The sequence below is a fragment of the Candidatus Gracilibacteria bacterium genome, from assembly GCA_041660965.1.
Taxonomy (GTDB): Bacteria; Patescibacteriota; Gracilibacteria; order BD1-5; family JAGOOR01; genus JAGOOR01.
In genome coordinates this window covers 35,874-60,455 of sequence record JBAZVH010000002.1, presented here as the reverse complement: position 1 = coordinate 60,455, position 24,582 = coordinate 35,874, and the positions used below count along the sequence as shown (strand labels likewise).

The window sequence follows — 24,582 nt, the reverse complement described above, 5'->3', positions numbered from 1 at the left end:
TTTGTCAAAAGTTTTTTATGCATCCCATACTGTCAGCATATCTCCAGAAAGATAGATTTTCCCTACGGAAGAACCCTCTCGGAGTATCGTAAAGACCACCATATTTTCCTCATATCCAACAGAAAATCTGATAGCGGTATCCAGATACCGTACGATACCATTGGCATCAAAAGCTATCAAGGGACGATACTGACTATCGACAATATATGCTCATTTTTTTAATGCTACATCTCATGGAGACGATGTCTCAAGACGCAATGTAGAACTCAGGAGACTGAGCGTATTTTTGACGATATCCGTCGTAGTTGCAATCTGCTGGAATGAGAGATTGTTCCCTTGGTAGAGAACTCGCGCAATGTCTTTTTGATTATAGACCGTTTTGAGCGTAAGCGGATATCCGACTTTGACATCTGAAACTACGGTGATAGTAGGATCGAAAGAGAGGACTCCCCTATTTCTATTGAGAGAGAACGCCTTATCGGCACCATAAGAAATATCCCATACTGGCAGAGAATTAGCAAAAGAGGTGGAAAATTTTTTATCTTGTGCGACTATTCCGGATGAAATCGTCCATGATTTTTTATCAAGGTAGGATTGGATAACGAGAGGCAGTGCAGTATTTTCTGAGATGGTGCCAGAAAGTATCTTATCACTATTGATACCTGAAATCATCATACGAGCTGGCTCGGTCGCAAGCGTCATAGGATACGTAGAAATTGTTCCTTTTTTACCAGTCACTTTGAGAATCATCGACTGTGATTTTTGGAGTGTTTCAAAAATAATTTTCGTAGCACTTTCTCGTCTCCAAAATGTATCTGACAGACCCGAGACATCCACTTTTGTGATAGTATCAATTGGAAAATACTGTTGGAAATCAACTTCGGTAGGAGTATCGAATTTGAGCTGGAGAGTCGTCGGAAGTGTATCAAACAATATATCATTTTCGGTGTGCGTATAGGCATCGAAAAGTGTCGCCTGTGGGATGGAATGTTCTCGAATGGAAGCCGCATTATGAGCAACCACATAATACCATCCAGAGCTGACAGGAAGTGAAAAATCTTGGATTTTGAAAACTCCAGTATGATAGACGAAAGACCACTCTTGATCTGGGTAAAGAGACGTATGTGTAGCATCAGAAAATTTTATTTGTACTGCCCCTGTATGTGCAGTTTTTATGACATCACTAGGAAACAATGGGGTGCCAATATCACTCCGATTAAGATGGATTTCTTCTGTCTCGTCTGATGGCAGAAGAAGTGATCCACTCAGGATATCGATGTGACTATCGCGTCCGAACAAAAGTGTTTCTCCAGAGCGGAGCTCAAGATTCTTCTTTGTATTTCAAGCGATAATTTCTATTTGCGTTTTCTCTTTCGTATAGACTACTTTTTTGGCACGTATCACAAAGTCATTTGGCAGATCACGCAGGGTCACATCGCCTTCAGTATATTTGCGATTTGGTAAAAGAGTACGGTATATTTTTGCACGCTTCAGAGTCGCATCACCTGATATATCAGCAAGAACTGGTGGAGAAATAAGAGCATATCCGCTTGCAGTGGCGGCTGGCTGGAGGATGCTATCCACTCTATACTTCGCAAACTGAGCATCACTCTGTCACCACTGAGAAAAAATATCAAACTGTTCATGATCAGTTTTTTTGTGAATGAGATATTCGGCGTCTATATTTTCAAACATATGATTCTGTCGGAGAAAAATCTGCATATCATGAGGAATATTTTGGATATCAGCAGAATCTTGTCCAAAAAAATCATGCATTATGTCCATCATCGTGAAAACTCTTGGAGCGTCTGTAATGAAGACACTTTTTGCTTTATTTGTATAATTTTCTTTTCGATAAATTGTTTTCCCAAGAGTATAAAAAAGATCTTCATCTCCATCCCCATCATCATCCATAAGATGAATAACAGTATTTTCTTGGGTGCTCTCATAGAAATAGTTGAGACGTTTTGTGACTCAATTTTGTGTGATATAGAGCCCCTTCGATTTTTTGGGTAAAGTAGTTGTTGAGGTTGTTTGAGGTGCAGTCACGGGGGCAATATGCTGTTGGGTCGACGGAGAAGATGCTGGTACTGGTGTTGGGGAAGATGGTGATGTAACGGCAATTGTCTTGCTTAATCCAGTAGTGAGAGCAGTTGGAAGAGGTATTTTTTGAGACAATGAAGGCATGAGATCGAGTAAGGCAGAACTTCCGAGTCACTGAGTAGAGGATGAGAGATGAGATTCATAAGGATTGAGACTTTGCATCCATGCGATATCTTTCATTTGTTTTTTACCTTGAGAAAGCTCGTTCAAATCAGCTATAAAGACAGCATTGGCATCAATGTCATCTTGGAGTGCTGCTGTGACTAATTGCGCTTGCTTTTGAAAACGATTCTGATAGATACTCGTATCAATCGTAGATGCAATTTTCGTTGGTTGACTCGATGGAGCAACTTGCGTCAGGATCCTGCCAAGAGCATTTTGTTCAGTAGAAAGAATACCATCTTTTGGATGAATGGTCGCCTCATAGAGCTGCCCGATAAGTGCAGGCAGTTCATCAAGAGACGATGTCTGTATACGCAATCCTTCTTCTTGACTGAGGTTAAAATCAACAGAAGATGAGGTATTATTGTTATATTGTCAGAGATCTCTCTGAAAATTCGTCAGTGGTTCTAGAGCAGAACGAATAGTTTCTACGATAAAATCAGCATCATATCTGAGCTCCACGTGGGTTGACACACGGATGGCATCAATCCATTTGATGACAACACTTGGCATCTGTACGTTGAGAAAGTCTATCGGGAGATATCCTTGTCGATCTGTCTTATGCGCAATTTTTGTGCCCACATACCATTCAGGAGAGAGAGGAATTTTTCGGTAAAGACACTGAATCAAAGTGATAATTTTAAATATCTTGAGAACAACCGAAATGGCAGCAGAAAGTTCTGGAATCTTTGGAGCTGGAGGAAGATTTGGGAGTTTTGGGAGATTGATAGTTGGGACAGAAAAATCAATATTGAGATCTGGGAGTGGTGGGAGCTGTGGTAGAGGTTTGAGAGTTATTCCTGTAAAACTCGGGGTCGGCATATCCGGCAAAGTGATAGGGTAAAAAGAAAGATTAAAGACTGGGTAAGCGATATCGAAAGCAAGATCAATATCGGAAAAATCAAGCTCGATGTCTGGCCATCTCGGCATCTTAATGACAGGAATAGGTGGCACAACAGCTGAGATAATAATCCATCACCATTCCTGGAGATTCCATTGCTCATTACGACATACAGCACATGATTGTTCATAATCATCAAATACATCAATCAATACCTGCCATACATCCCAAAGCCGTGTGATGAGAATAAATGCTTCAACCCACGCTTTGAAACGTTCACCATTATCTGAGAGCCATCCTCACATCAACTGTTGGACAGCATGCACATTTTTCATAATCTCGTAGAGAAGTTTTTCTTTGAGATAAAAGAGATTTTGGAGTTGTTCGGGAAGTCTCATATAGGAGCGCACTGTCTCTATATTGGACCGAATGCTCGAAATAACAGAACTATAATCAACAGCATTCTTGAGAGCATTGGCAGGGAGATTTTCCCATTGTGCTAAAATGGCTTCATTTCGATACAGCCAAGCTTGCCCTACAGAACGATCCAGCCACGGGAGGTCGAGAGCAATAGTCTCTGGATGTACATTCACCATGGGGAGGAGACTCAGATATTCAAACACTGATTGTATCGATCAGAGGGCTTGTTGTGCTCCCCCTACGACGCTATTTCTAGCATTCGTTGCGATATCAAGAGGAGTAAAAATATCTCAACTGCCAGTACTATTCGATGTCGTGGATGTAGTTGTGGAAGAAGAATTACTCGGAGTCGCACGAGCAGTATCCGAAGCACCAAATTCTGGTATCCACCCACCATCTGCAAATCCGGAACTCAAGTCTGGCAAAAATATTTTGATATCTGGAAGACTACTCAGACTCGACACAATCTCATCCATTTGACGATGATACCAGTCCATAATAAACATTGGGAAAGCACTGATGCTTTTGAGATTAATATTGAGAACTCTTGTAGAACTCGTAGGCGATATTCCAGAACTATTTATAGTCACTTTTATCATCCCGCTTCCACTGCCAATCTCTGGAAATGTAATCACACTATTATTCGTTCTGGATTGAATATTCTGGTAGGGAGATGACGTAGAAAACTGAAGACTCTGATCACTCTCATACTCCCCTGTCGCTATATCAGTATTTTTCGAGAGTTCCGCTCGCACGGCATCGAGTGTTTCAGCAGTAGGATGATTGATATACCGATTCACTGCATCAATAAGCGCGACAGGATAGGCAGTTGTGGGTGTAAAAAATTGACAACTATCTGCATCGGAAACTTGGAAATCTCAGAGATCTTGCGTCACCTCTAAATCTGTGACGACATCATCTGTTCCATCATCACTACATTGTGTAATGGCCTGTGTAGCATAGATACAGTTCCCTTCAAACACGAGAGGAAAGAGTCCAGGGAAATTCAGTGTAGGAGCATTATTGGGTCAGAAACAGAGGACTTCAGCAATCGCTGCCGTGAGTGTCACTCAGAGAAAAAGTCGAAACTGACTAGTACCATATCAGCCAGTAAAGCCGTTTGGCGTCACCCCAACTTTTGAGTTCGATCCTATATCAAACATCCCTCACGCTTCATCTGGATTTGGTGGCCAAAAATACGGAGTAGAAGCTGTAGGAAATGAGAAAAGAGGCATGCCACATCGGACATCTTTGTTACAAGCAATTGGCGCTCTATTCACAAGAGGGATAGCATACCCCAGGGCTGTGATGGTGTTTCATGGGACATTAAATGTCCAGTTCATCGGGGATGAGACACATCATGGATCTCCAAAACCACAACTGAGACCAGCAATAAATGTCTCTACACCTTCTATGGCTTTATCGATCATACCATCAAATTTACCGAGACCGATAGTGATTTGTGTAGAATCGCCACTTGTGTTAATACTAAATACATCATTGGTATCCTCATCATATCTATCTGGAATATGGTCTCCATCAGTATCATGATTAAAAGTATCCAGCTGTGTCTGAGTCGTGGATGCGTACTGTTGTCACACTCCATCAACAGACGCGGAAGAAGAATCTTGCGAAAGAGAGGCAGCAGCAGACTGAGCCGAAGAGGAGGAAGAAAGATTGGGACGAGACTTTGTTGGGTCATTACTTATGTCCATCGCTATCGTATCAGGATCGACTATATTGCGAACAATAAGTGTCTTTTGATAGGTGCGATCAAATATATTGTGGGATCTCCAGAGAAAGAGCGGCCCTCCACATGTGTCATTTGGATTGATTCTGATATCACCAAATTGATCAGAATTATAGAAATCTTTTTCTGGTATGCTGGTCAATTTTTTTGCTTCGGGATTGATGGTGAGAATTGTATCTTTTGTGACATCGACATTCATAAGTGGATCATTTTTATCTTCGAGGTGTCCGACGTCAAACGACCCAAAAGAAAATGATGCAAATTTGGCCGTATAGAGAATCTCAATAGTTTCGCCAGGAGCTAAGGTAATATCTCGGAGGTCTGCGACGCCCCCACTCGAGGAATCAGCAAAGGTCCTATTAGTATTCACTCCAGCACGCTTGAGTGTATACGCGGAAATAGGTCATTCTAGATAGGTAGGAAATTTTTCGGCAATAACCACATTTGAAAGGGTCTTTAAAGAAGTATTTTTCACCGTGATAACACCCTGAATACGTGATCCGGGTATGATGACCCCGTCCTTTTCGAGCGAGGTAAATTTTTTACTGATTTCAAGAATATTTTTATCAATAAATGGTGCCTTGAGGAGAGACAGGGTTTCAGTATGTGTATTCGTGTCAGAGATAGTAAGTGCCCTGCCATAATATGTCTGAAGATCATTATATCCTGCAGCAAGTGACGCACCATCAGTCGTACTGTCAGTACTCTGAAAAGTATCAGCAAATTGTGATCCAAGAGAAGTGCTGACAGTAGGTGCTTGGATATTGCCCTTGTTCGAAAATGTCACAGACGTAAAGAGAAGTGATTGAAGTTGTTCTTGCTGTGATCGAAAAATAAGTTCCTGTGTTTGGGTATAATCTGGAAAAGAAAAACCTGGGTATTCATACGTGATGGCTCCTGAGAAAAGGGATTTTTCGGCAAAAGAAAAATCAAAAACATGATCAACGAATTGATAGATAAATCGCTCTCTCGGTGCCCCATAAAAGATAGAAAGTTGTCCCAAAATATCCATCACAATAATATCGTCACGGCCATCATGGTCCATGTCGAATACCTCCATTTGTGTAATCGATCACAGATCTCTGTCTCTATCGGACACGATATCTATTTCCTGGGTCTCTAATACGCCATGTGCGGCGAGACGAAGGGAACCGTTATTATCGATGTAGACTGCATCGGCATATCAGTCTCAGAAAAAATCACCGGTTCGAATGGATGCTTTGCGGGCATTTTTAAACGACAAAAATTCACCCATATCGAGAGAGTCCCCATCTTTTTTACTGAGAGCAGCAGAAACAGTATTTGTAGTATCGACAACGACAATATCCTTTTGCCCGTCATTATTGAGATCAGTAAGAGAAAAATCAGAAATATCATTTGCTCACGTAAAAACAGGAACTCCTATCGTAGAATCAAATCATGTCGCGCTGTCCACCTTATATTCTGGAAGTGTTATCAGTGGATCTCATAAATTCACAGTTACATAGTCACCAAAATCTTTTTGCGTTTGAGCCCAATTATCCCCCGAGGCAAAATGCAAAAGTCCGAGATTATCGCCCGTCCAACCCATACCATATTTTGCTGGATAAGATGAATAGCCATCTTCTGTCGGTCCTCCGGTGTAGTGTACCGATGATGCTGATTCGAGGAGCATAACGCCGCGTATATCTGACGAAGAAATAGGTCACCAGATAGTATCTGAGACAATATCTGACATCATCACCTCCACTGAAAAAGTGCTCGGACTCAATCCTGAAAGAGAGGGTGTCCGAGGTGCGAAAGTAAGCGTCAGTGTGCCAATACTTTTCCCACGATAGAGGACATTCAGCTGAACATTAGGAGTTGTCGAAAGAACAGCAAATGAAAGAGCGGGCGCATCAAAGATATCTTTGAGTGTGGAGAGAACAATTCAATCATACATGAGAGCATTATCTTTCATGGTTACTCCAGTACCTGCTGGCGTAAATACCATACTGTCACAGAGAGTGCCTTTGGCACAAGGAGAAAAAAGAACAGCATCAGAAAAGCGTGGATAGGTCACTCGAGCCATATCTCAGAGACGTTTATCAGATATGACGAGAGAAAACGCAGACTGTACATCTGGTTGCCATGCGACATGAAGCCCAGTACCAAGGCGCGGTTGTCCTATGAGTTGTATGGTTCATGAGCTCGAGATCGATGCAAGCCCAGATCGTGGATTATCGAGAAGAGTCGATACACTCAGAGCACTCGTATGTGGAGCAAAAAGTAGACTTCCTCCAAAATATCCAGAAGTAACAAACTGGCCAAATGGACCTCAGAGCAGTACATGCGTCAGAGAATTCCATGTATTATTTGCTATGTCTCCGGACGAGATAACAGGGAGAATCTGAACCTTCCAAACATTTTCTAAACCAATTGTTGTATTTTTAACACCATTTTGATAGAGAGCTCCTTGGAGTAAAACTCGTCATGGGTATCCGCGACTTGTGAGACGAACGCCATATTTCTCTCCTTCGATACGACTTAATGGACCAATCGGATCAAGGAGATCTTCTCTGTCTGCTACAATCCGTATATCAACTGTTGATGGGTGAATCGTATTTCCATATGTATCGAAGATGTGGACAAAGAGAGCTTGTGATTGGCCCTTACGTGCTAGGAGAGTATCTGGTCCAGAAAATGTGATACGACTTGGAATATCTGGCGCTATCTCGATATCATTACCTATCTTTTTGCCAGCGAGCACATCAGAAAGATACAAATATGTTGTCCCCGATTGAGTACCTGTTTTAAATGTCCCCTTTCATTTTCATCCAACAAAAGAAACCACCTCGTCTACGAGTCATGCTTTTGTTCCTTTTGTTTGTATCGTAAGTGGCCTGTTCCAGTTTTCGATAACAGTCCCATTTTTTGTTTTGACCACGAAATCAATTGGTAGCTCTTGTCACACCTTCACAATTCCTGATGGTGTAATCGTAGGTTCCACGACTATATCAGAGAGTACAGAAGAAGTGGTGCTCTTTTGCACAGTATTTTGATTGTGTTGCGCTACGATATCAAATGTAATTGTACTCTCTTTGACAGCACGAAATTGTATTTTTTTTGAAAGTGAGAATGTCAGATCCTGAACAGGTTGAGAACTACCAGAAAAAATAACAGGATGCGACGTATGAATGGTAGCATTCCAAGAATGAGGACTGATACTATTTCACCAAGTATCTGTGATGGCGATATCCAGAGTATGATTCTCTCCCACCAACAAAACGGGAGGAATATCAGAATTTATATTCTTCGGTGCACCCGGAGCAATAAAAAATTCAGTCGTCTCAGTTGTGCCATTCGTCGTCATTTTCAAAACATATTTTCCTGCTTTATGGAGAACGATATCAGTAGCCGGGCTTCAGAGCCGGATATTTTTGTTGTGTACTGGAACAGCATTGAGCTTTAAGATGTTTTGATCGGTGAGGTAGTCGGCGATTTCAATGTCGACCGTCGTAGGCACAGTATCGGAAGTAAAGAGAATATTGATACCCTGTACATCATCAGCATTGATGGTATTTGGAGTCAGCGATCCATCACTCGAAATCACAGTAAATGCTGGAAAATGAGATTCTGGAACAAGCGTTATATTTTCAGACTGCATATAGACAGTGCCACCTGATTGAATACGAGTCGTTATCTCAAAAGATATGCGTGCGCTCGTGAGAGAACGCACCGTCCATGTGGCTCGACCATCTGTGAGAACTGCAGATCCCGTCAGAGAAATATATTGTTTTTTGAGCGCCTCCCAATCAGGATCTTTCGAGGTGTATACTTTACCTGTATCCAAATTCGCGATTCTTGTCACGACAACCTCTATTGGGGAAGTATCTTCATTGACGACATTGCCACCTTTTTCGAGATAGGCATTCAGCTGAAGTGTGGTATTTGGTTCTAGCACATATTCGGAGACCATATTTCGCAGAGCAAAAGAGCCATCATTATTTTCCAGTGTATCATTGACGGTATTATGATTTGCATCAATGTGGACGATATCTGTCGGACGTGTCGTGGAAAAGAGAGTATTGTTTCACCATGTAACAGAGAGGTACGGTGACCAGTCAAATGAAAAATCACTTTCCTCTGTTTCCCATTTGGTGTCAAAAAGGTGCTTCAGCCAACATTGGATAGCTGGCAACCATTTCCAAATAACAACAGCATTTTCATTCGTACATGCATCATCACTTGTATCTGATTTTTTGGTTTTTGCACTATCGCTAGGGAGAGTACCTAGGACAGCATTATAGTCTTCCTGAGAAAGAGTAAACGGATCTTGGGTATCAGAAGTTATAGCGCTCTGATCTTGATAAGCATTTTGTGTGTCCACGATAGACTGATACCATTTTGGATAATCACCATTCGTATCTGGATGGTATCCGATAACAAAGTTTTTTGCATCTCATTGTCCTCATAAATAGGATATTTCATAGCTCTTTTTTGTATCTCAAAAGAGGGCAACTTTGTCTGATTTATCACCAGAGAGAACATCTTGTATGCCTACTTGATACTTCATAGCCGTTGGGAGATTTTTCCAACGAAGGGATGCGACTAAATTATTGAGGAGATCAGGATTTGATGCAACGAGTTGAGAAAGAGAGGTCTGCGCAGGCATCGCACCAGGAGCAACAAGATGAGCAAAAACTCATAGACTTGCAGTACTTTTTCCAGGAACAAGAAGAGAATCAAATGCACTAAAATAGGTCAATATCTTCGAACGTATCACATCATCCGTCGCATCAATAGGCACGACTATATCAAAGACATTTGGATAGTTCAAGCGCTTTTCTTGAAGATTTCGATCGACATAGAGGACATATCTCTCTTCATCTACTGGCATATTCGGTGTCGCAAGTGAGGTAAGCTGACGTCCATAAGTTTCCGTGTCTGGGGAAGTATGTTTTACGAGAGAAGAAACGAGCTTGTAGGTGCCTCCAGGTCATGAAGATGTACAGGTCTGAGAGGGTCTCCCGTCTCTTCAGAGCAATTTCACATTCCCTGATCCAGAACAATTTAGGAGAGTTCGAAAGATATTTTCCTGACTTTCAGGAGTTGGTTCCAGATTAAAGTATTGTGTTCGACTCTGAAAATCAGTTGCACAAGAATACCTCTTACCAGAAGTTTCTTTTGGCCATTCATAAACCACTGATCCCCGGAAGATAGGTACACGATATGAATATGGTTCGAGGATAAGATCAGTCCTCAGACAATCAAAAGGAGAAGTGACACCTGTAGCACGTTTTCCTCCAGCAGGATCATAAACGGGTTGTGAAAAATCATCATACCAGTGATTTTTGAGAGTTGTGGAACCGCCCGTAAATGTCAGATTCAGAGGACTATTTCCTCCCCAATAAGAGTTCGTCTGATTCTTGCATTTTATACCATCATCGATATCTTTTTTTATGAGTTTGGTGTCATCTTGGGCTCACTGTATATGATATCCATGATTCATTTCTGCTGTAGTAGTATATCCTCCAAAAGTTGACCCCCGTAGAAGAGAACACTGAGTGGCCTCAGTGAGAGTATTAGCTTTTTGTCCAAAGAAATAATTCGTATAGGTAAATCGAAATCACGAGAATTCTTTTGAACGACTCACAAGTACCGGAATATCGATGGAGAGAGCATGTTCGATGTAGTCATTGATGACTGTCTCAAAAGTCGTATTAATCTGCTGAAGCATCTGTGTCGAAAGCGTATCTCGCGCCTGTATCAGCTCAGGCATAGTATCGACACGCACCTTCGAAAATCCATCATAGTATCTCCCCGCCTGGTGCACCCAACGAGATATATCACCAATATATTTCTCATTCAGCGTTTTGAGAAAGCTCGGAATAAGTTCTCGTGAAAATATACGAGTAGAAATATCGGTCGCGCTGGAAAGGAAGGTAGGAACACTACTTTCCGAATCTGTCCATGTTGAAATTTTGGAATCCGCTTGCGCCGATGCTTTTTTTTCTGGGGTCTTCCACGTTGAAAACGATGCAACAAGAGCATCACCATTTTTTTTCATTAACGTGATGTAATTTGCATAGAGATATTGTGCAAATTCTTTTGTATACCGATTGTAAATGAGTGATTCTTGGATAGGGACAAAAATCTTTTCGTACGCTGCAAAAGAACCTGGAGATGTCGCCTCGGAATCACGGACACTATCGACATAGAGAGCTTGTGGATCTTTTCAGACATCCGCATATTGCCCCTGTTTTGCATCATATTGATAGACTCGAGAGAAGAAATCCTGAATCTTTTTGGCATCCTGATTGAGATCACCTGTATGAGGAGCAATGACGGAATGCCAAAGTTCTGGACGAGCATTTTTTCGATCTATTGCAATATAGTCATACTCATTTTTCTCCCAGTCCCAGACAAAATTGGGTTCATCAAAATCAATATACGGATACACGGAGAGAAAACTCGATGCATCTTTATGAACGGTTGGAAGAGGAATGTTTCCAATAAGAATGGTGCCAATGAGTTTTTGTGTCTTGGTACCATGGTCCGGAAGACCTGAATAATAGAGCCGTTCGTTAGCAGATGCTATCAGCATCGGATGTGTATTTTCAGAAAAGGTCAAAATAACCGTACGCGTATGAGGGAGCACAGACTGGACTCTTTGAGCATATTTTTCGATATCATTTTCCATCTTTTTAAAAAGATTCTCTTCTACCACAAGAGAAACCAGATTTTCATGGTTCTCTATCTCTATCGCCTGAGCAGTAGAGAGTGAGTACGGAATACGAAAAATCTCCTGAGAAACCAGAAGTAAAATCAAAAACCAGGTAATAATTTTTTTAAAAGGAGGCACAGAGAATGTTACTCCCACCATTGTATAGATTTTTACCAATAACAGAAAGGAACTTCGTGCGTATCTACTTGTAAAAGACAAAAATATTGTGGAGTAAAAAAGGAAGATTAATCCACATAGATATAGCCCTTAATGGCTCGATTGTTCTCATATTCTTCTTCCCGTCGTGTCGTAATCTGATTGAGACCACTATAGTTCATATCTTTTATGATAATATAATCCTTATCGACTTCCATCACGATACCCACATGCCCATAGTAAGGAGAGTAGCCATATCCATCATAGACGATAATAGCGCCTGGTTTTGGGTCTTTTCCTGTTGGAACACCTGCTTTTTGAGCATTTTTAAGCCATTGTTTTGCATTTCATCGCCATGTGACATTTTTATATTTTGCGACGAAACACGTACAGTTTCCCCAAGCAAAATTTCGACACCCTTTCTCTACTTTGAGATTGAGAGAATAGGATCCATAGGTAAGCGTTTTGAGTGAATTAACGGCTGGTTTTATTTGTGATTTTTGAGAAGGTGGGGTATTTTGAGGTTTTGGAGTTGTTTTTCCGATAACAGGAGTTTTTGTTGCGGGCTTTTTTGGATTTGGATCTTTTGTAGGATTTGGGAGAAGGAGTTTTTGTCCGATACGAAGCTTCGATGCATTTGAGAGATCATTGGCTACCAAAATTCTAGAAAGGTTTTCTATACCGTATTGAGCTGCAATAACAGAGAGAGTGTCCCCTTTTCGTACGACATATTCCACTCATGTAATAGTAGGAATCAGAATTTTCTGACCTATCTTGAGATCAGCATTGAGCCCAGGATTTGTAGCCATAAGAGCTGCTTCTGAGACGCTGTATTGTTTTGTGATCTCTCCAAGAGTTTGTTTAGGAGTCACGCTATGGACAGGATAGAGTATTTTTTTAGGATCTTCTTTGGGGCCAGATACTATTGGGGGCTTTGAAACAAGCACAATTTCAGGCGGTGCACCATCTACAGAAGATGGATCAGAAGTATCAGTTTCTACAGTAGGATCCGTATTGATATCAAAAAGATGTGTGATAACTTCTGCGCCAGTATTGCCATCATACGTCGCGAGGATAGTACTCTCATCATAGTTACCTCGTACGATCGCCCCCGTATAGTCCTGCATATAGTTACCAAAAGCTGGATAGACAGGTAAAATAACGACTAATAAAAGAGCCATCATGTTCAGAGTTCTTTGTCGATTTCGTTGTCTTCGCCGAAGACGAGTAGCAAATTTTGGACGCATAAAATATTATTTTTTTTCATTATAAATAAACCCAATAATATATTTATTATTCAGTTTTTCTGTACGAGTCGTGATTCTCCAAAGCCCCGTATAATTCATGTCTTTCACCACCATAGTACCCTCATCACGATTGACACTTAATACGATCGCAACATGACCATATGAGAGATTATATCCAGGTCCATACCAGACCACAATGGATCATGGCTGTGCACTTTTGCCTGTTTTATATCCTGCTTTTTGAGCATTTTTATACCAATCTTTCGCATGTCATCGCCAATTCACATTCCAGTATTTTGCGACAAAATACGTACAATGACCAGGAACAAATCATCGTCATTTTGGCGCAAGAAGCTTAGGTACATATTTTACAGATACCTGACTGCTTCATGCCTTATTGTCTGTATTCTGGGAAACCGTCACAGGTGGCTTCAATCCTGGTAAATAGAGCAAAATACCGGGCTTTACACCATCAGAAATATGTGGATTATTCTTGCGTACTATCTCTGTGGTAACAGCATATTTTTTTGTAATGCTCTCGATCGTATCACCAGCATTGACAGTGTATACATATCCATCGCCTGGAGGGACGACAAGTTTTTGACCGATACGGAGTACATTCGTAGACAGACCGTTGACCCAACGGAGCGTCGAACTCGTAAGATGAAAGTCGTGAGATAATTGGGAAATAGTATCTCCTTCTTGTACAGTATAGACGATAATCTCTGTACGATCAGCCCACTCATGACTCGCATCAAGAGGGATATCAGATGAGATAAATGCAGCGTCTTCTCGATCATAATCATCGGTCAAAATAGTTGCCTGATCAATAGGAAAATTTCGTACTCCTCATGATATATTATAGAGTACGCTCCCAAAAACAGGATAGACCGGGAGAATACCGATGAGTACGACGATAAAGAAAGTATTCGATACTTTTAATCTCCTCATACGCGCTCTCTTGACTCTGCGTCCACGAGAAGAAATATGATTGAGAATACGAGAAAACAAATGGGATTTTAAGAAACAAACTACGCACTAATAGATACAACTTTGAGTTGTGTCTGACAAGCACGGAAGCCACGTGTGCGGTGGTAATGTTTTTTTGATTTCATTTTAAAGACTCTGACTTTATCAGCGCGAACATGCTCTAAAACATCACATACGACCTTCATTCCATCCACAAGTGGAGCCCCCACTTGTGTATCGGTCCCATCAGAGACAAGAAGCGGAGTAAATGTATGACTGTCAAGCGTCTCATCAAGACGATCTACGACAAATACGTCGCCTTTTTTGACAATGTATTGCTTACCACCTGTTTCAATAACTGCTATCATAAATAAATATAGGAAAGGAATGTCTGCATTGTATGGATTTTTTTTATCTTGCAAGTTTTTTTCTACTCCTTGACAGTGACCGTATGTATATGCGTTGTAACATTTTTCTGAAAGTCCGTTACCTGAATTCTGACACTATGGATACCAACATCTATTTCAGAAGGACTTTGGAGAGAAAAGGCATACTTTTTGACGTCTTGTAGCGTACCATAGATGATATCGTCCACAAAAATCTGTATCTTTGAAATAGCGCTAGTATCTTGCACAGTACCAGAGAGTTTCAATAATGCTCAGGAAACTACTGTGATTTGATCGGGGTTTTCTGTGATAATAACAGGCGGTATAATATCTTGATCAAGAATTTTGACACGATAATTTCGTGAACTACTGAATCAGTAAGTATCTACGAGACTAACAGTAACCACCTGGTCAATACCATCATTGATACTTATACCGAACTCTGCTTTTACTTTCCCATCTTTGATATCATTGATACTGACAGAACGATAAAAGACATCATTGATGGAAATACGCACTTCTTTCATCGGATGCTCGGATTGAAATTCGATTTCGAGAGGATACATACCTGAAAAGAGCTCTATACCATCAGAAAGATTTGACGTGAACTGAGGTACACTCTCGCTCGGACGATCACAGATATTTTCAGGAGGAGCCACGACGGTCAGCATATTTTCCGTGACTCCGAGCTTGTCAATCAAATAGGTGCGTCCTGCATCACTGCCGAGCCATGCATCTACGGGTACACGCCATCCTGGATAGGAATCCTCTATAGGAAAGGCAGTATTGAGGACAACGGCATCACGGATAGATTCTTTGGGGGTTTTTTCATTGACCTTACCATTACAGAGAACGTCTACCTGTATTTTTTCAGGAGAAAAAGAACCGAGAATCTCTGGTTTTTGACCATCAATATAGAGGAATTTATCATTTCCAGAGACATCATCTGGGCGGACAAAGTCAACCTTTGGAAGACTAGTGTGCTCAAATTCCATAAATTTTTTCCAGATAAGAGCACTCGATTCCATGCCACTCGCACGAGCTGCTGCCGCTTTACCATCCGTATTTCACGTCCACACCACTGTTGTATACTGTGGAGTATAGCCGACGGTCCAGAGATCTCGTGGGAGCGTATTTTCCCCCACCTTTTTGCTCGATGTCCCTGTTTTGACGGCTACTTTTCTCCCATCCGAGAGTGCGAGAAAACTATTCCATCCCGCTGGACGAGCCTCACTATCTGAGAGGATATGGGTGATCATATAGGCAGCACCAGACTTTATCACCTGCTTTGGCTCTGGTTTTTCCAGAGGAATTTCATTCCCTTTCGTGTCGATAATTTTTAGAATAGGATTAGGTGGGAGATACTGACCATTATTTGCAAAGGCCGCATACGCAGCAGAAAAGTCGAGCGGACGAACTTCGGCAGAACCGAGGGCAATAGGTGGTCCGTAGAGATTATCTTGTGGTTGTTTCAGAATCGTGGTAAGCCCCATATTTTGGAGATACTCCACGAGGTCATATTCCTGCTGAACACTGGTTTTTTCATCACCTTTTGTGGCCATAAACCACATCTTAATAGCGGGAATATTTCGAGAAGCATCTAACGCGGTACGAAGGGTCATCGGTCAGAGAAATTTTCCATCAAAATTCTTCGGTTTATAGTTCCCAAAATCCTGCTCCACATCAAAAATAGGCGTATCGGTACTGAGATTATTTTTTTCAAATGCTCGGGCATAAATCAGGGGTTTCATGCTCGATCCTGGTTGTTTCAGAGAAGTGATAATATTCACTTCACCATCTATATCTTTGTTGGAATAATCCTGACTTCACACCATCGCTACAATATCGCGAGTGACCGAATCCAGCGAGACAAGAGCGCCATTATTGATACCATAACTCTTAAAAGTTGTTTTTGCGTAGGAATCTATGAGTTCCTGGGCCTTATCTTGGAGTTTTGGATCAAGCGTCGTATAGATCTTGAGTCCTCCTTGTTCAAAAAGCTCTTCCCCAAAAATATTCACGAGATATTCTCGAACATAGAAGACAAAATGCGCATATCGAATAGATTCCTTTGGATCTGCAAAAGCAAATCCTATCCCCTCTGAAACAGCAGCACCATATTCCACGTCGCTGATATATCCGTCTTCGAGCATACGCATGAGTACACGGTCCTTACGGCCTGCTTGATATTCCAAAATAGTCGCAACACCAGCTTCATTGGGTGGAGTTTTGATTTGGAGACTATTGAGAAATTCCATGAGTTCTGATTGTGAAACTTTTTCACACGCATCAGAATCTTTTTTGTATGGTGATTTGAGCTGAAAAGCATCCAGGCCACATGCTTCTATCGATCCACCGTCAGATTTCCAGATGATACGAGCGAATGATTTTTTGAAAAGCTCGAATGATTGTGGCGCACTGACGCTGTCTATTTGTTTTTCTGTATCAACTCCTGACTCCTTTGGCTCCATAAAGTAGACATATCCCATCAATCTATCCCGATTTGTGTAGGGATTAAAGGCGGTTGGCGACTTCGGAAGTGATGCCAAAATCGCAGATTCTAAAATAGTGAGGTCTTTGGCTGTCTTACTGAAGAAACGTCTCGATGCCTGTTCGATACCATAGGAATTTCCACCAAAAGAAATCTTATTGAGATAGAGCTCAAGGATTTTTTCCTTTGAGTATCGTACATTCAACTGAAGTGCGAGAATAAGTTCTCGAATTTTTCGTCTCCACGTACGTTCATTGGAGAGAATCGTATTTTTGATGAGTTGTTGACTCAGAGAAGATCATCCTCCACACTGTCCACCAGCTGCACACGTAATAGCTGAACGAGCGATACCAAAAAAATCAAAACCAATATTGGAAAAAAAACGCTGATCTTCCATAGCGACGATAGCCTGAGTCATACGGATATTGATCTGATCATAGGGAACATACTGGCGATTTTCATCGCCCCCATAAAATGTGTAGAGCTGTCCACCCTCTTTGTCATAGATGATGCTGCTTTCTTTAAAGTTTGTCTGAATTCCTGAGAGAGACGGCATCCCAAAAAGGAATGTGAAATAAAAGAGCAATACCAAAAAGGCAAGAGAAATACCACCCCAGAGTCGTACACGTGGTTCTTGAGCGAAATGTCTCATACGATACCAGCGAGAAGTTCAGAGAAAGAGCTTCCTGTGGAGATAGTGTCGTCGAGATTGCATACAAATAATTTAAAAAATGGTTATGATTATTTTTGGAAAACTAAAAGTAGCTAGTAGCATCAAATCCGAGAACGAGCTCATATGGTTCTACCATGGTGAGGAGTTCCTCCGAAGTAGCAGGTCTTTTCTCCCCATAGAATAAGACTGAAAGGGCTTCGAGCAAGGGATCATCTGCTTGAATAAAGGAAGAATTGTATCGTAAATAAGTTTTTTCCACTTTTTCTGGTGCATTTTTGAGTTGGGTTTCATCGACAGGGAAACCGAGTGATCGAAGTCTAAGAGCGGTAGAATAGGCCAGATTGGTTCTTCCAGATGCATTCACGATGGCAAGCGGTTGAGCCTTCGTGAGCTCTGGATATGTCGTCACAATATGTGCAAAAGTCTTAATATCTGAATACACAGAAAGATTTGCATAGCTCGCTCATCGTGGCAAAACTACAGAGGCCCCTCCAAAGAGATCACGACTCGGACCATACATCAGACCACCAGGATGACACAATCGCAAAGCATCAAAACAGGATTCATCCAGGATATGCCCTGTCAGATTCTCCCGATTAAATGCTGCTGCTTTTTTTGCCATTTTCACCATATCTGTCAGAGAGGCATTTGTTTTGATAGAATCAGAGAGTACAGAATAAATACCTTCTATTTTTCTTGGAGAAGTGAGGATTTTCGCAGAAAGCATTTTTGCTTGCAAAGCGCCGAGCACCAACTGTTGCCGCTTTGACCGATCAAAATCACTCGTAGAATGACGACTTCTCGCATATTTGAGGGCCTTATCTCCATCAAAATGCTGCAAACCAACTGGAATATCCACAACAGTATACCCCCAATTTCGCGTCGGATACGCAGCATCATAGAGACGTTCTGGTACATCGATATCGATACCTCCCACCGCGTCTATCAGTCGACGAAATCCATCAAAATCAATCAAAACATACTGGGTGATCTCTTTCCCGACAATAGTTCACACGATGTCCATGAGTTGCTGAAACGCTGCTGCTTCTCAGAGTGTTTTCCTATTGAGGGTATAGATTGAATTGATCTTCACTTTCCCCAGAGTAGGAGAATTGACAAAAAGATCTCTCGGTATTGATATGGTCGTAACCGAGGCAGGGTCTTTGCCATCATAATGTATATATGTGATAGAATCTGTGAGATTGGGGGCAGCATTTTCATTGCCTCCTACCCCGAGCGCGAGGACATTGAGTTCTGTATTTTCTGGTACGAGAAGTTCACGAGGATTGAGCTCTGAAATCAGAGAGCCAAATGAATCAAAACGAAAAGAGAGAACACGAGGCAGAGTCCACGCAACGCTCGTCAAGAGCAACACAAACAGCACAATAAAAAAGATACTATTTTTTAAAGCACTATTCTTTTTATGCTTTGCATACGTTTTTGAGACATTCGTGACTATTGTCTCAAGCTGATGCTGTGTGTGATGTTTTGGAGAAGTATCCTCTTTCATTCCATTCTCAATATTCTCTCATTTTTGAGAGGAAAGAATGCTATTTTTTTGAGGACGAAAGCGTTTTTTCTTTATCATACTATTTTCGTGATATCTTTATGTCATAAACAAGTGGCGCCGCGATCATAATAGACGAGTATGTTCCCACGAGAGTACCGAGAAGCATCAAGGTAACAAAACCATAGAGTGCTTCTGGTCCAAAAAAGAGCATCGCTATCAAGACCAATGTAAGCGTCATAGAAGTCAAAATAGAACGCCAGAGACTGATCTGGATAGAGTCTTCGAAGACCTGCTTATCACTTCTTTTATCAGTGGGTTTACGATGATGATACTCTGATCTGACTCGGTCCAAGATCACAATAGTGTCATTGATAGAATACCCCAAAATCGTCAAAATAGCCGTCACAAAAAAGGTATCAATTTTCAAAAAAGGAAATGGGATACTGAGGAGCAAATATATAGCAGGAGCGATGGTGACATCGTGAAGGAGTGTCACCAGGGTAATACCTCCAAAAACTGAACTTGGCATACCTTCGATAGACTTTCGAAAGGCAAACATAATATAGAGAGCAATACCGACACAACAGACGATCAAGGTAAGAATAGCACGATCCAATACAAATTTACCAAATGATTGTCCGACAGAAATAAATGATGCTTCTGTAACCGGAATTTTATTTTTGTTAAAAATCTCTGGGATTTTACTGCGAACATCGGCCGTTCTTTTTTCAGCTTGCGCCTTATCTGCCTCAGCATTGAGACCGATATCAGCACGGATAAAATTCACATTCACTGGGTACACATTGACTTCAGAGAGAACACTTTTTCCTTCGAAAGTATATTCTTCGAGTATCTGATCTTTTATTTCAGCCAATTTCTCCTCACTTGGCATCACAGTGGTACTATATTCTATTTGTAATCCCCCAGTCATATCAATACCAAAATTTTTGGGAACGAAGAAAAAAACAACAAAAGAAAGTAGGATAAGGGTCCCGGAGATAGTGTAAAATATCTTGCGGTTATGAATAAAGTGCATACAGTGAAATTAAAAGTAATGTGGGGAGTGTATGATTTTTATCCCAAATCGCAAGCAAAATATTCTTGCCTAGAGAGGATTTTGCTCTCTCGCATACGACGTCTCTAAAAGAGTCGTAAAATAGCGTTTGTTTTTAATTTAATGACCTTGAGTTTTATCAATTCTTGTAGAACGCGAACCGTCGCTTCGACATCGTAGATAGCACTGTGTGCTCATTCAAAAAAGTCTCAAAAGAGTTTTTTATAGAGTTCATTCAATTTTGGGAATTTATACCCAACTCCACGACCAGGAAAAGCACAAAATTCGATTGTTTCTTTCATAGTACAGAGTGTTTTTTTGGGGCTATAATCCCCTCTTCTATTGAGTCGTTCAAGCTCGTAATATAGAACTTGTTCATCATATTCAATATTATGTCCGACGACGATATCGGCATCATTGAGATAGGAGAGAAAACGATTCATACTCTCGGCAATCGTGGGCTTATCTGCCACATCAGCATCATAGATATGATGCACCTGGCTTGCCCCAAAAGGAATCGAAATCGGTGGCTTCACATATTCATCGATGCGATCAATCTCGGTCAAAACGCCATCAGTACCCATCTCAAGCAGGATACCAGAAAATTGGATGATATAGGGCTGTATCTCGAGTGGTCCTTCTCGCTCTACAAAACCAGTCGTTTCAGTGTCAAAAACAAATACCTTCATAGCGGCATTGTATCAAAAAGAGAGAGAATGCAAAAAATTTTGATTTTTACTCTCCACTCCTATAATCGCGAGTATGAAATTGAGGAATTATTCATTCTTCATTTTTCATTCTTCATTATTTCGCTCTGCGAAATTACGTGCCATCATAGCTCAGTCGGTAGAGCGCAGCCATGGTAAGGCTGAGGTCTCGGGTTCAAATCCCGATGGTGGCTCCATTCTCATTTTTCATCTCCAGCACATCCTCGAGACCCTCAAAGAGCTTTATTTTAAGCTCTTTTTTGTTGTCTATCTGGAGTTCAACTGCAATAATCTCAAGTATGAGTTTTATCTCTTGTCTACTCTCTTTGATTTTGGCTTTTCAAAGAGCTCCTGAACTGAGTTCAACTATTTTTGCGAGTATAGTAGGTAATTTTTGTAATGTAGCATGAAGAGTCTCATTATTTTTGAGTTCATCTATAGTTCTTTTTAGTCAATCTAATCTTTCATGGATCTTCTGAGACTGCTTATCTGCAAAAGATTTGTCATATCCTTGGTCATAACACTTCTCGTATACGCCTTCTAAATCCTTTTCAAGTTGTTTCTTTTGTTCTTGTAATTGGTCAATCCCCTTTTGCTGTAATTCTAGCTCGTTTTGTAGGTCTCGAAGATATGAAGAAGACCCTAGACTTTCTGATATGATCTCATCCCTCAATTGTATTTTTGTTTCTAAAAGAGCTCTTAGATCTTTCGTATGACCAAACCGATCATCATTGATGCGTTGGACCTTATCTTTCGTGAGTCAAAGGTCAACAATATTTTTTTCATCTTGAGAATAATTTCTACCTGTTTTCCACTGCCAAAAGTCAAAGAACAGAGCACCTAACCCCGACAGTGGAGCAGAGATACCTTTACCTGTGATATAGTTCTCAAATTCCAAAATAAGATTATTTACATGCATATCTAACTCTTCGTCTGGCATATCGACCATCTCAGGAATCATTTTGATTTCTTTTTTCAAAGATTCATGGAGATTTCTTACAATAATAGCCTCCTCTATACGCTGAATTCTTAACATAATTGCATCTGCAACTTTTCTAATCTCTTGCACCAAATATTCCAATATATTTGTCTCAGATATGTAAATATTCGTAGTTTCTCAGTCTTTATTTTTCGTAGTTCATTTATAATTATAATGTTTCCCTTTTCATGTCTTTCAGGTTGCAATATAGACTTGAAAAGTACTTCATATATCAGATTTGATTTTCCCAACAAACAAATGCTCATTTTGTCATTTTCAAAAACCATTTCCACGCTTTCAGACTGTATCATTTGCTTTCTGCCATAATGATTCCTCAATGGGCGTTTTCTCTTCCCAAAACTTTATCTTAAAAACCCTCTCTGAAGCTGGATCAGTATACCACCCCTTATATACAGTATTTGAAATAATAGTCTCTACAATTTTCTTGGAACTAATATAAAATCCTCCGTATTGTTTCAGATATTTAGACATCTCTTTAGCGGTCTTTCATGCCACTTTCATCTCAAAAACTTTTCTTATATGGGGCATAAGCTCATTCTGTGCAAGGATGGTGGATTGTTTTTTGTGCTCACGAGGATTCCCTTTGTAATTCACTTTTTTAAGTCAATAAGGTGCCTTCATAGTATACTCTCAAGCCTCAAGTTTTATTATTTTCCCCACATGTGATTTTTTCTTCGTACTGAGGCTCGACATATAATTATTGTGCAATTCGGATATAATCGACTCTTTATCCGTTCTTCGGTCCCATGAAAGCAAACTCACACCGTCATCCAGCATATAGATATTTTCAATAACTGGTTTCTTATAAAAATCATTATCTCAGAAAAGCCTATCAGCAATAGCTCTATTATCCTTAGAATTTCGGGACAAACGAGAACTATCTCTACACAATAAAGTACACTTTTCACCCCTTTTTCCAAGCTCGTCTATTTCTGCTATCATTTTATTCCATTCTTGTCTGGTTCTATTTTCAAAACCACTTCGTGATTCCGTAAAAAAACGAATATCATTGAGGCTAATATTAAGTGTATTAGCAATATTTTTGATACCTTCTGCTTGTTGCAAAAGACTCTCTGACTGTTCTTCTTTTTTAGTACTTCTTCGCATGTATGCAAATACATGCTCTGCTTTCCCAGATGGAGTAGTTTTTGAGAGTTTATTTTTATCTCAACTCTTTGTATTGTGTGGTGTTTGCATATGTGTGGTGTTAAAATCGCAACACCTACTCGCTCTATCTTCACTCACTTAAACACCACGAATAAGTGAATAGAAATGGAGAGAATAGGTGTTCCAACAATTTAGTAGTATATGTATCTTCTTGAGAAAGCTATAAAATTATTCAGCCATATCAAATTTCAGGACAGTTGGACCAATTATTACTCAATTTTGGTCTGATGGTATTACACAATTATAAACGGTTTGTGCCGTGAGATGACAAACGGATTTCTCTTTTTCTAAACAGTTAGCATCATTTAGGAGATTCTGGCTATAGGTCTTTCTAGAAGGAATCGGTCATTTTTTCTGAATCAGTCACTCTAAAACATACTTATTATTATACGCTCGTATATCTTCAAAAGCAATTTCGGTTTGACTCATGTTCTTAATTCTCTTTTCAAGCTCTTTTCTACAAAGATCCCTTGTTGAATGATTTGGATCCTTGATCAGTGTGTAACCTATTGTGTTAGGTGTTTGAGTATTACCGCCTGGATTCACTTTATTTACCACAATAACCAAGAAAATCAGCGTTCACAACAAAAAACATCCCAGAACTATCCAAGAATTTTTATCACTGATATGAAGTGAACTTTTTTTGATCTCTGTTTTTTGTAAGAGAGGCTTTTGGGAGGTGTATTTTGCTGGAGACTCTGCAATAATTTTTTTCTTCTCAGCCTCAAACTCAGCTTTTGAGATAGCTTTCATATCCAGTAATTCTTTGAGTTTCTTAAGCTCATCCAGTTTATTGACTCTAGGAGCCTTGTTTTCAGGTGCTGGGCATACTTTACTAGTAAACTCCTCATTTGACTTGAATCTGAAGTAATAAATAGCATCCATGATAGAGAATATCAGGGGGATGTAGGTCCAGCAGAATGCTAAATAGAGAAAACCCTGTCATATCCTACCAATATAGAACTTATGGACCCCTATACCTCAAAGGAATAGAGCCAAGAAACCTGCTACATGCCTATCTTTCATAAATAGAAAGTAAGAAGATAATAGAGAGGCTTTCTTTTATAAAAAGCACTCTCCGAAGAAAGTGCCAAAAGGGTTTTATTTTGAGCTCTGGCGAAAACAAAGGGGAGATCAATCCTCATTGATTCGCCAGAATCTTACTCATTTAGTGTCATAGACAGCAAAGGAGGCGAGGATATAATCCCCCCTTTCTATTGTCTATGAGTACACTAAAAAAGTAAGTTAAATAAATAAGATT

At 40.4% G+C, this 24,582-nt stretch carries 9 protein-coding genes and 1 tRNA gene; 1 reads left to right on the top strand and 9 read right to left on the bottom strand.

The annotated features are described in order from the left end of the window. Positions 1-15: 15 nt before the first annotated feature. The 8 genes from WC753_03720 to WC753_03685 all read right to left on the bottom strand — a co-directional run bounded on the left by WC753_03720 (position 16) and on the right by WC753_03685 (position 21,169). Positions 16-12,099, bottom strand: coding sequence for a VCBS repeat-containing protein (locus WC753_03720; GenBank protein MFA6080556.1), 12,084 nt, complete (start codon positions 12,097-12,099; stop codon positions 16-18). Between the two features lie 107 nt (positions 12,100-12,206). Continuing rightward, positions 12,207-13,364, bottom strand: a complete 1,158-nt coding sequence (locus WC753_03715) for a LysM peptidoglycan-binding domain-containing protein (GenBank protein ID MFA6080555.1) — start codon at positions 13,362-13,364, stop codon at positions 12,207-12,209. 6 nt (positions 13,365-13,370) lie between these two features. Then, positions 13,371-14,315, bottom strand: coding sequence for a LysM peptidoglycan-binding domain-containing protein (locus tag WC753_03710; GenBank protein ID MFA6080554.1), 945 nt, complete (start codon positions 14,313-14,315; stop codon positions 13,371-13,373). Positions 14,316-14,395: 80 nt separating this feature from the next. Next, positions 14,396-14,701 (bottom strand): 50S ribosomal protein L21, encoded by a 306-nt coding sequence (rplU, locus tag WC753_03705; protein ID MFA6080553.1) that lies wholly within the window; start codon positions 14,699-14,701, stop codon positions 14,396-14,398. 62 nt (positions 14,702-14,763) lie between these two features. Further along, on the bottom strand, positions 14,764-17,925 hold the full coding sequence (locus tag WC753_03700) for a transglycosylase domain-containing protein (GenBank protein MFA6080552.1): 3,162 nt from the start codon (positions 17,923-17,925) through the stop codon (positions 14,764-14,766). Positions 17,926-17,965: 40 nt separating this feature from the next. Beyond that, complete coding sequence (locus WC753_03695) at positions 17,966-19,471, bottom strand: LCP family protein (protein ID MFA6080551.1); 1,506 nt, start codon at positions 19,469-19,471, stop codon at positions 17,966-17,968. 1 nt (position 19,472) lies between these two features. Further along, positions 19,473-20,429, bottom strand: a complete 957-nt coding sequence (gene secF / locus WC753_03690; GenBank protein MFA6080550.1) for a protein translocase subunit SecF — start codon at positions 20,427-20,429, stop codon at positions 19,473-19,475. A 104-nt stretch (positions 20,430-20,533) separates the two neighbouring features. Next, positions 20,534-21,169, bottom strand: a complete 636-nt coding sequence (locus tag WC753_03685; protein MFA6080549.1) for a 3'-5' exonuclease — start codon at positions 21,167-21,169, stop codon at positions 20,534-20,536. A 106-nt stretch (positions 21,170-21,275) separates the two neighbouring features. Here WC753_03685 and WC753_03680 point away from each other — a divergent pair. Beyond that, positions 21,276-21,351, top strand: a tRNA-Thr gene (locus tag WC753_03680). A gap of 2,138 nt (positions 21,352-23,489) precedes the next feature. On the opposite strand, the gene WC753_03675 is transcribed toward WC753_03680, so the two are convergent. Next, entirely contained in the window at positions 23,490-24,206 is a 717-nt protein-coding gene (locus WC753_03675) for an SHOCT domain-containing protein (GenBank protein ID MFA6080548.1), read from the bottom strand. Between the last annotated feature and the right edge of the window lie 376 nt (positions 24,207-24,582).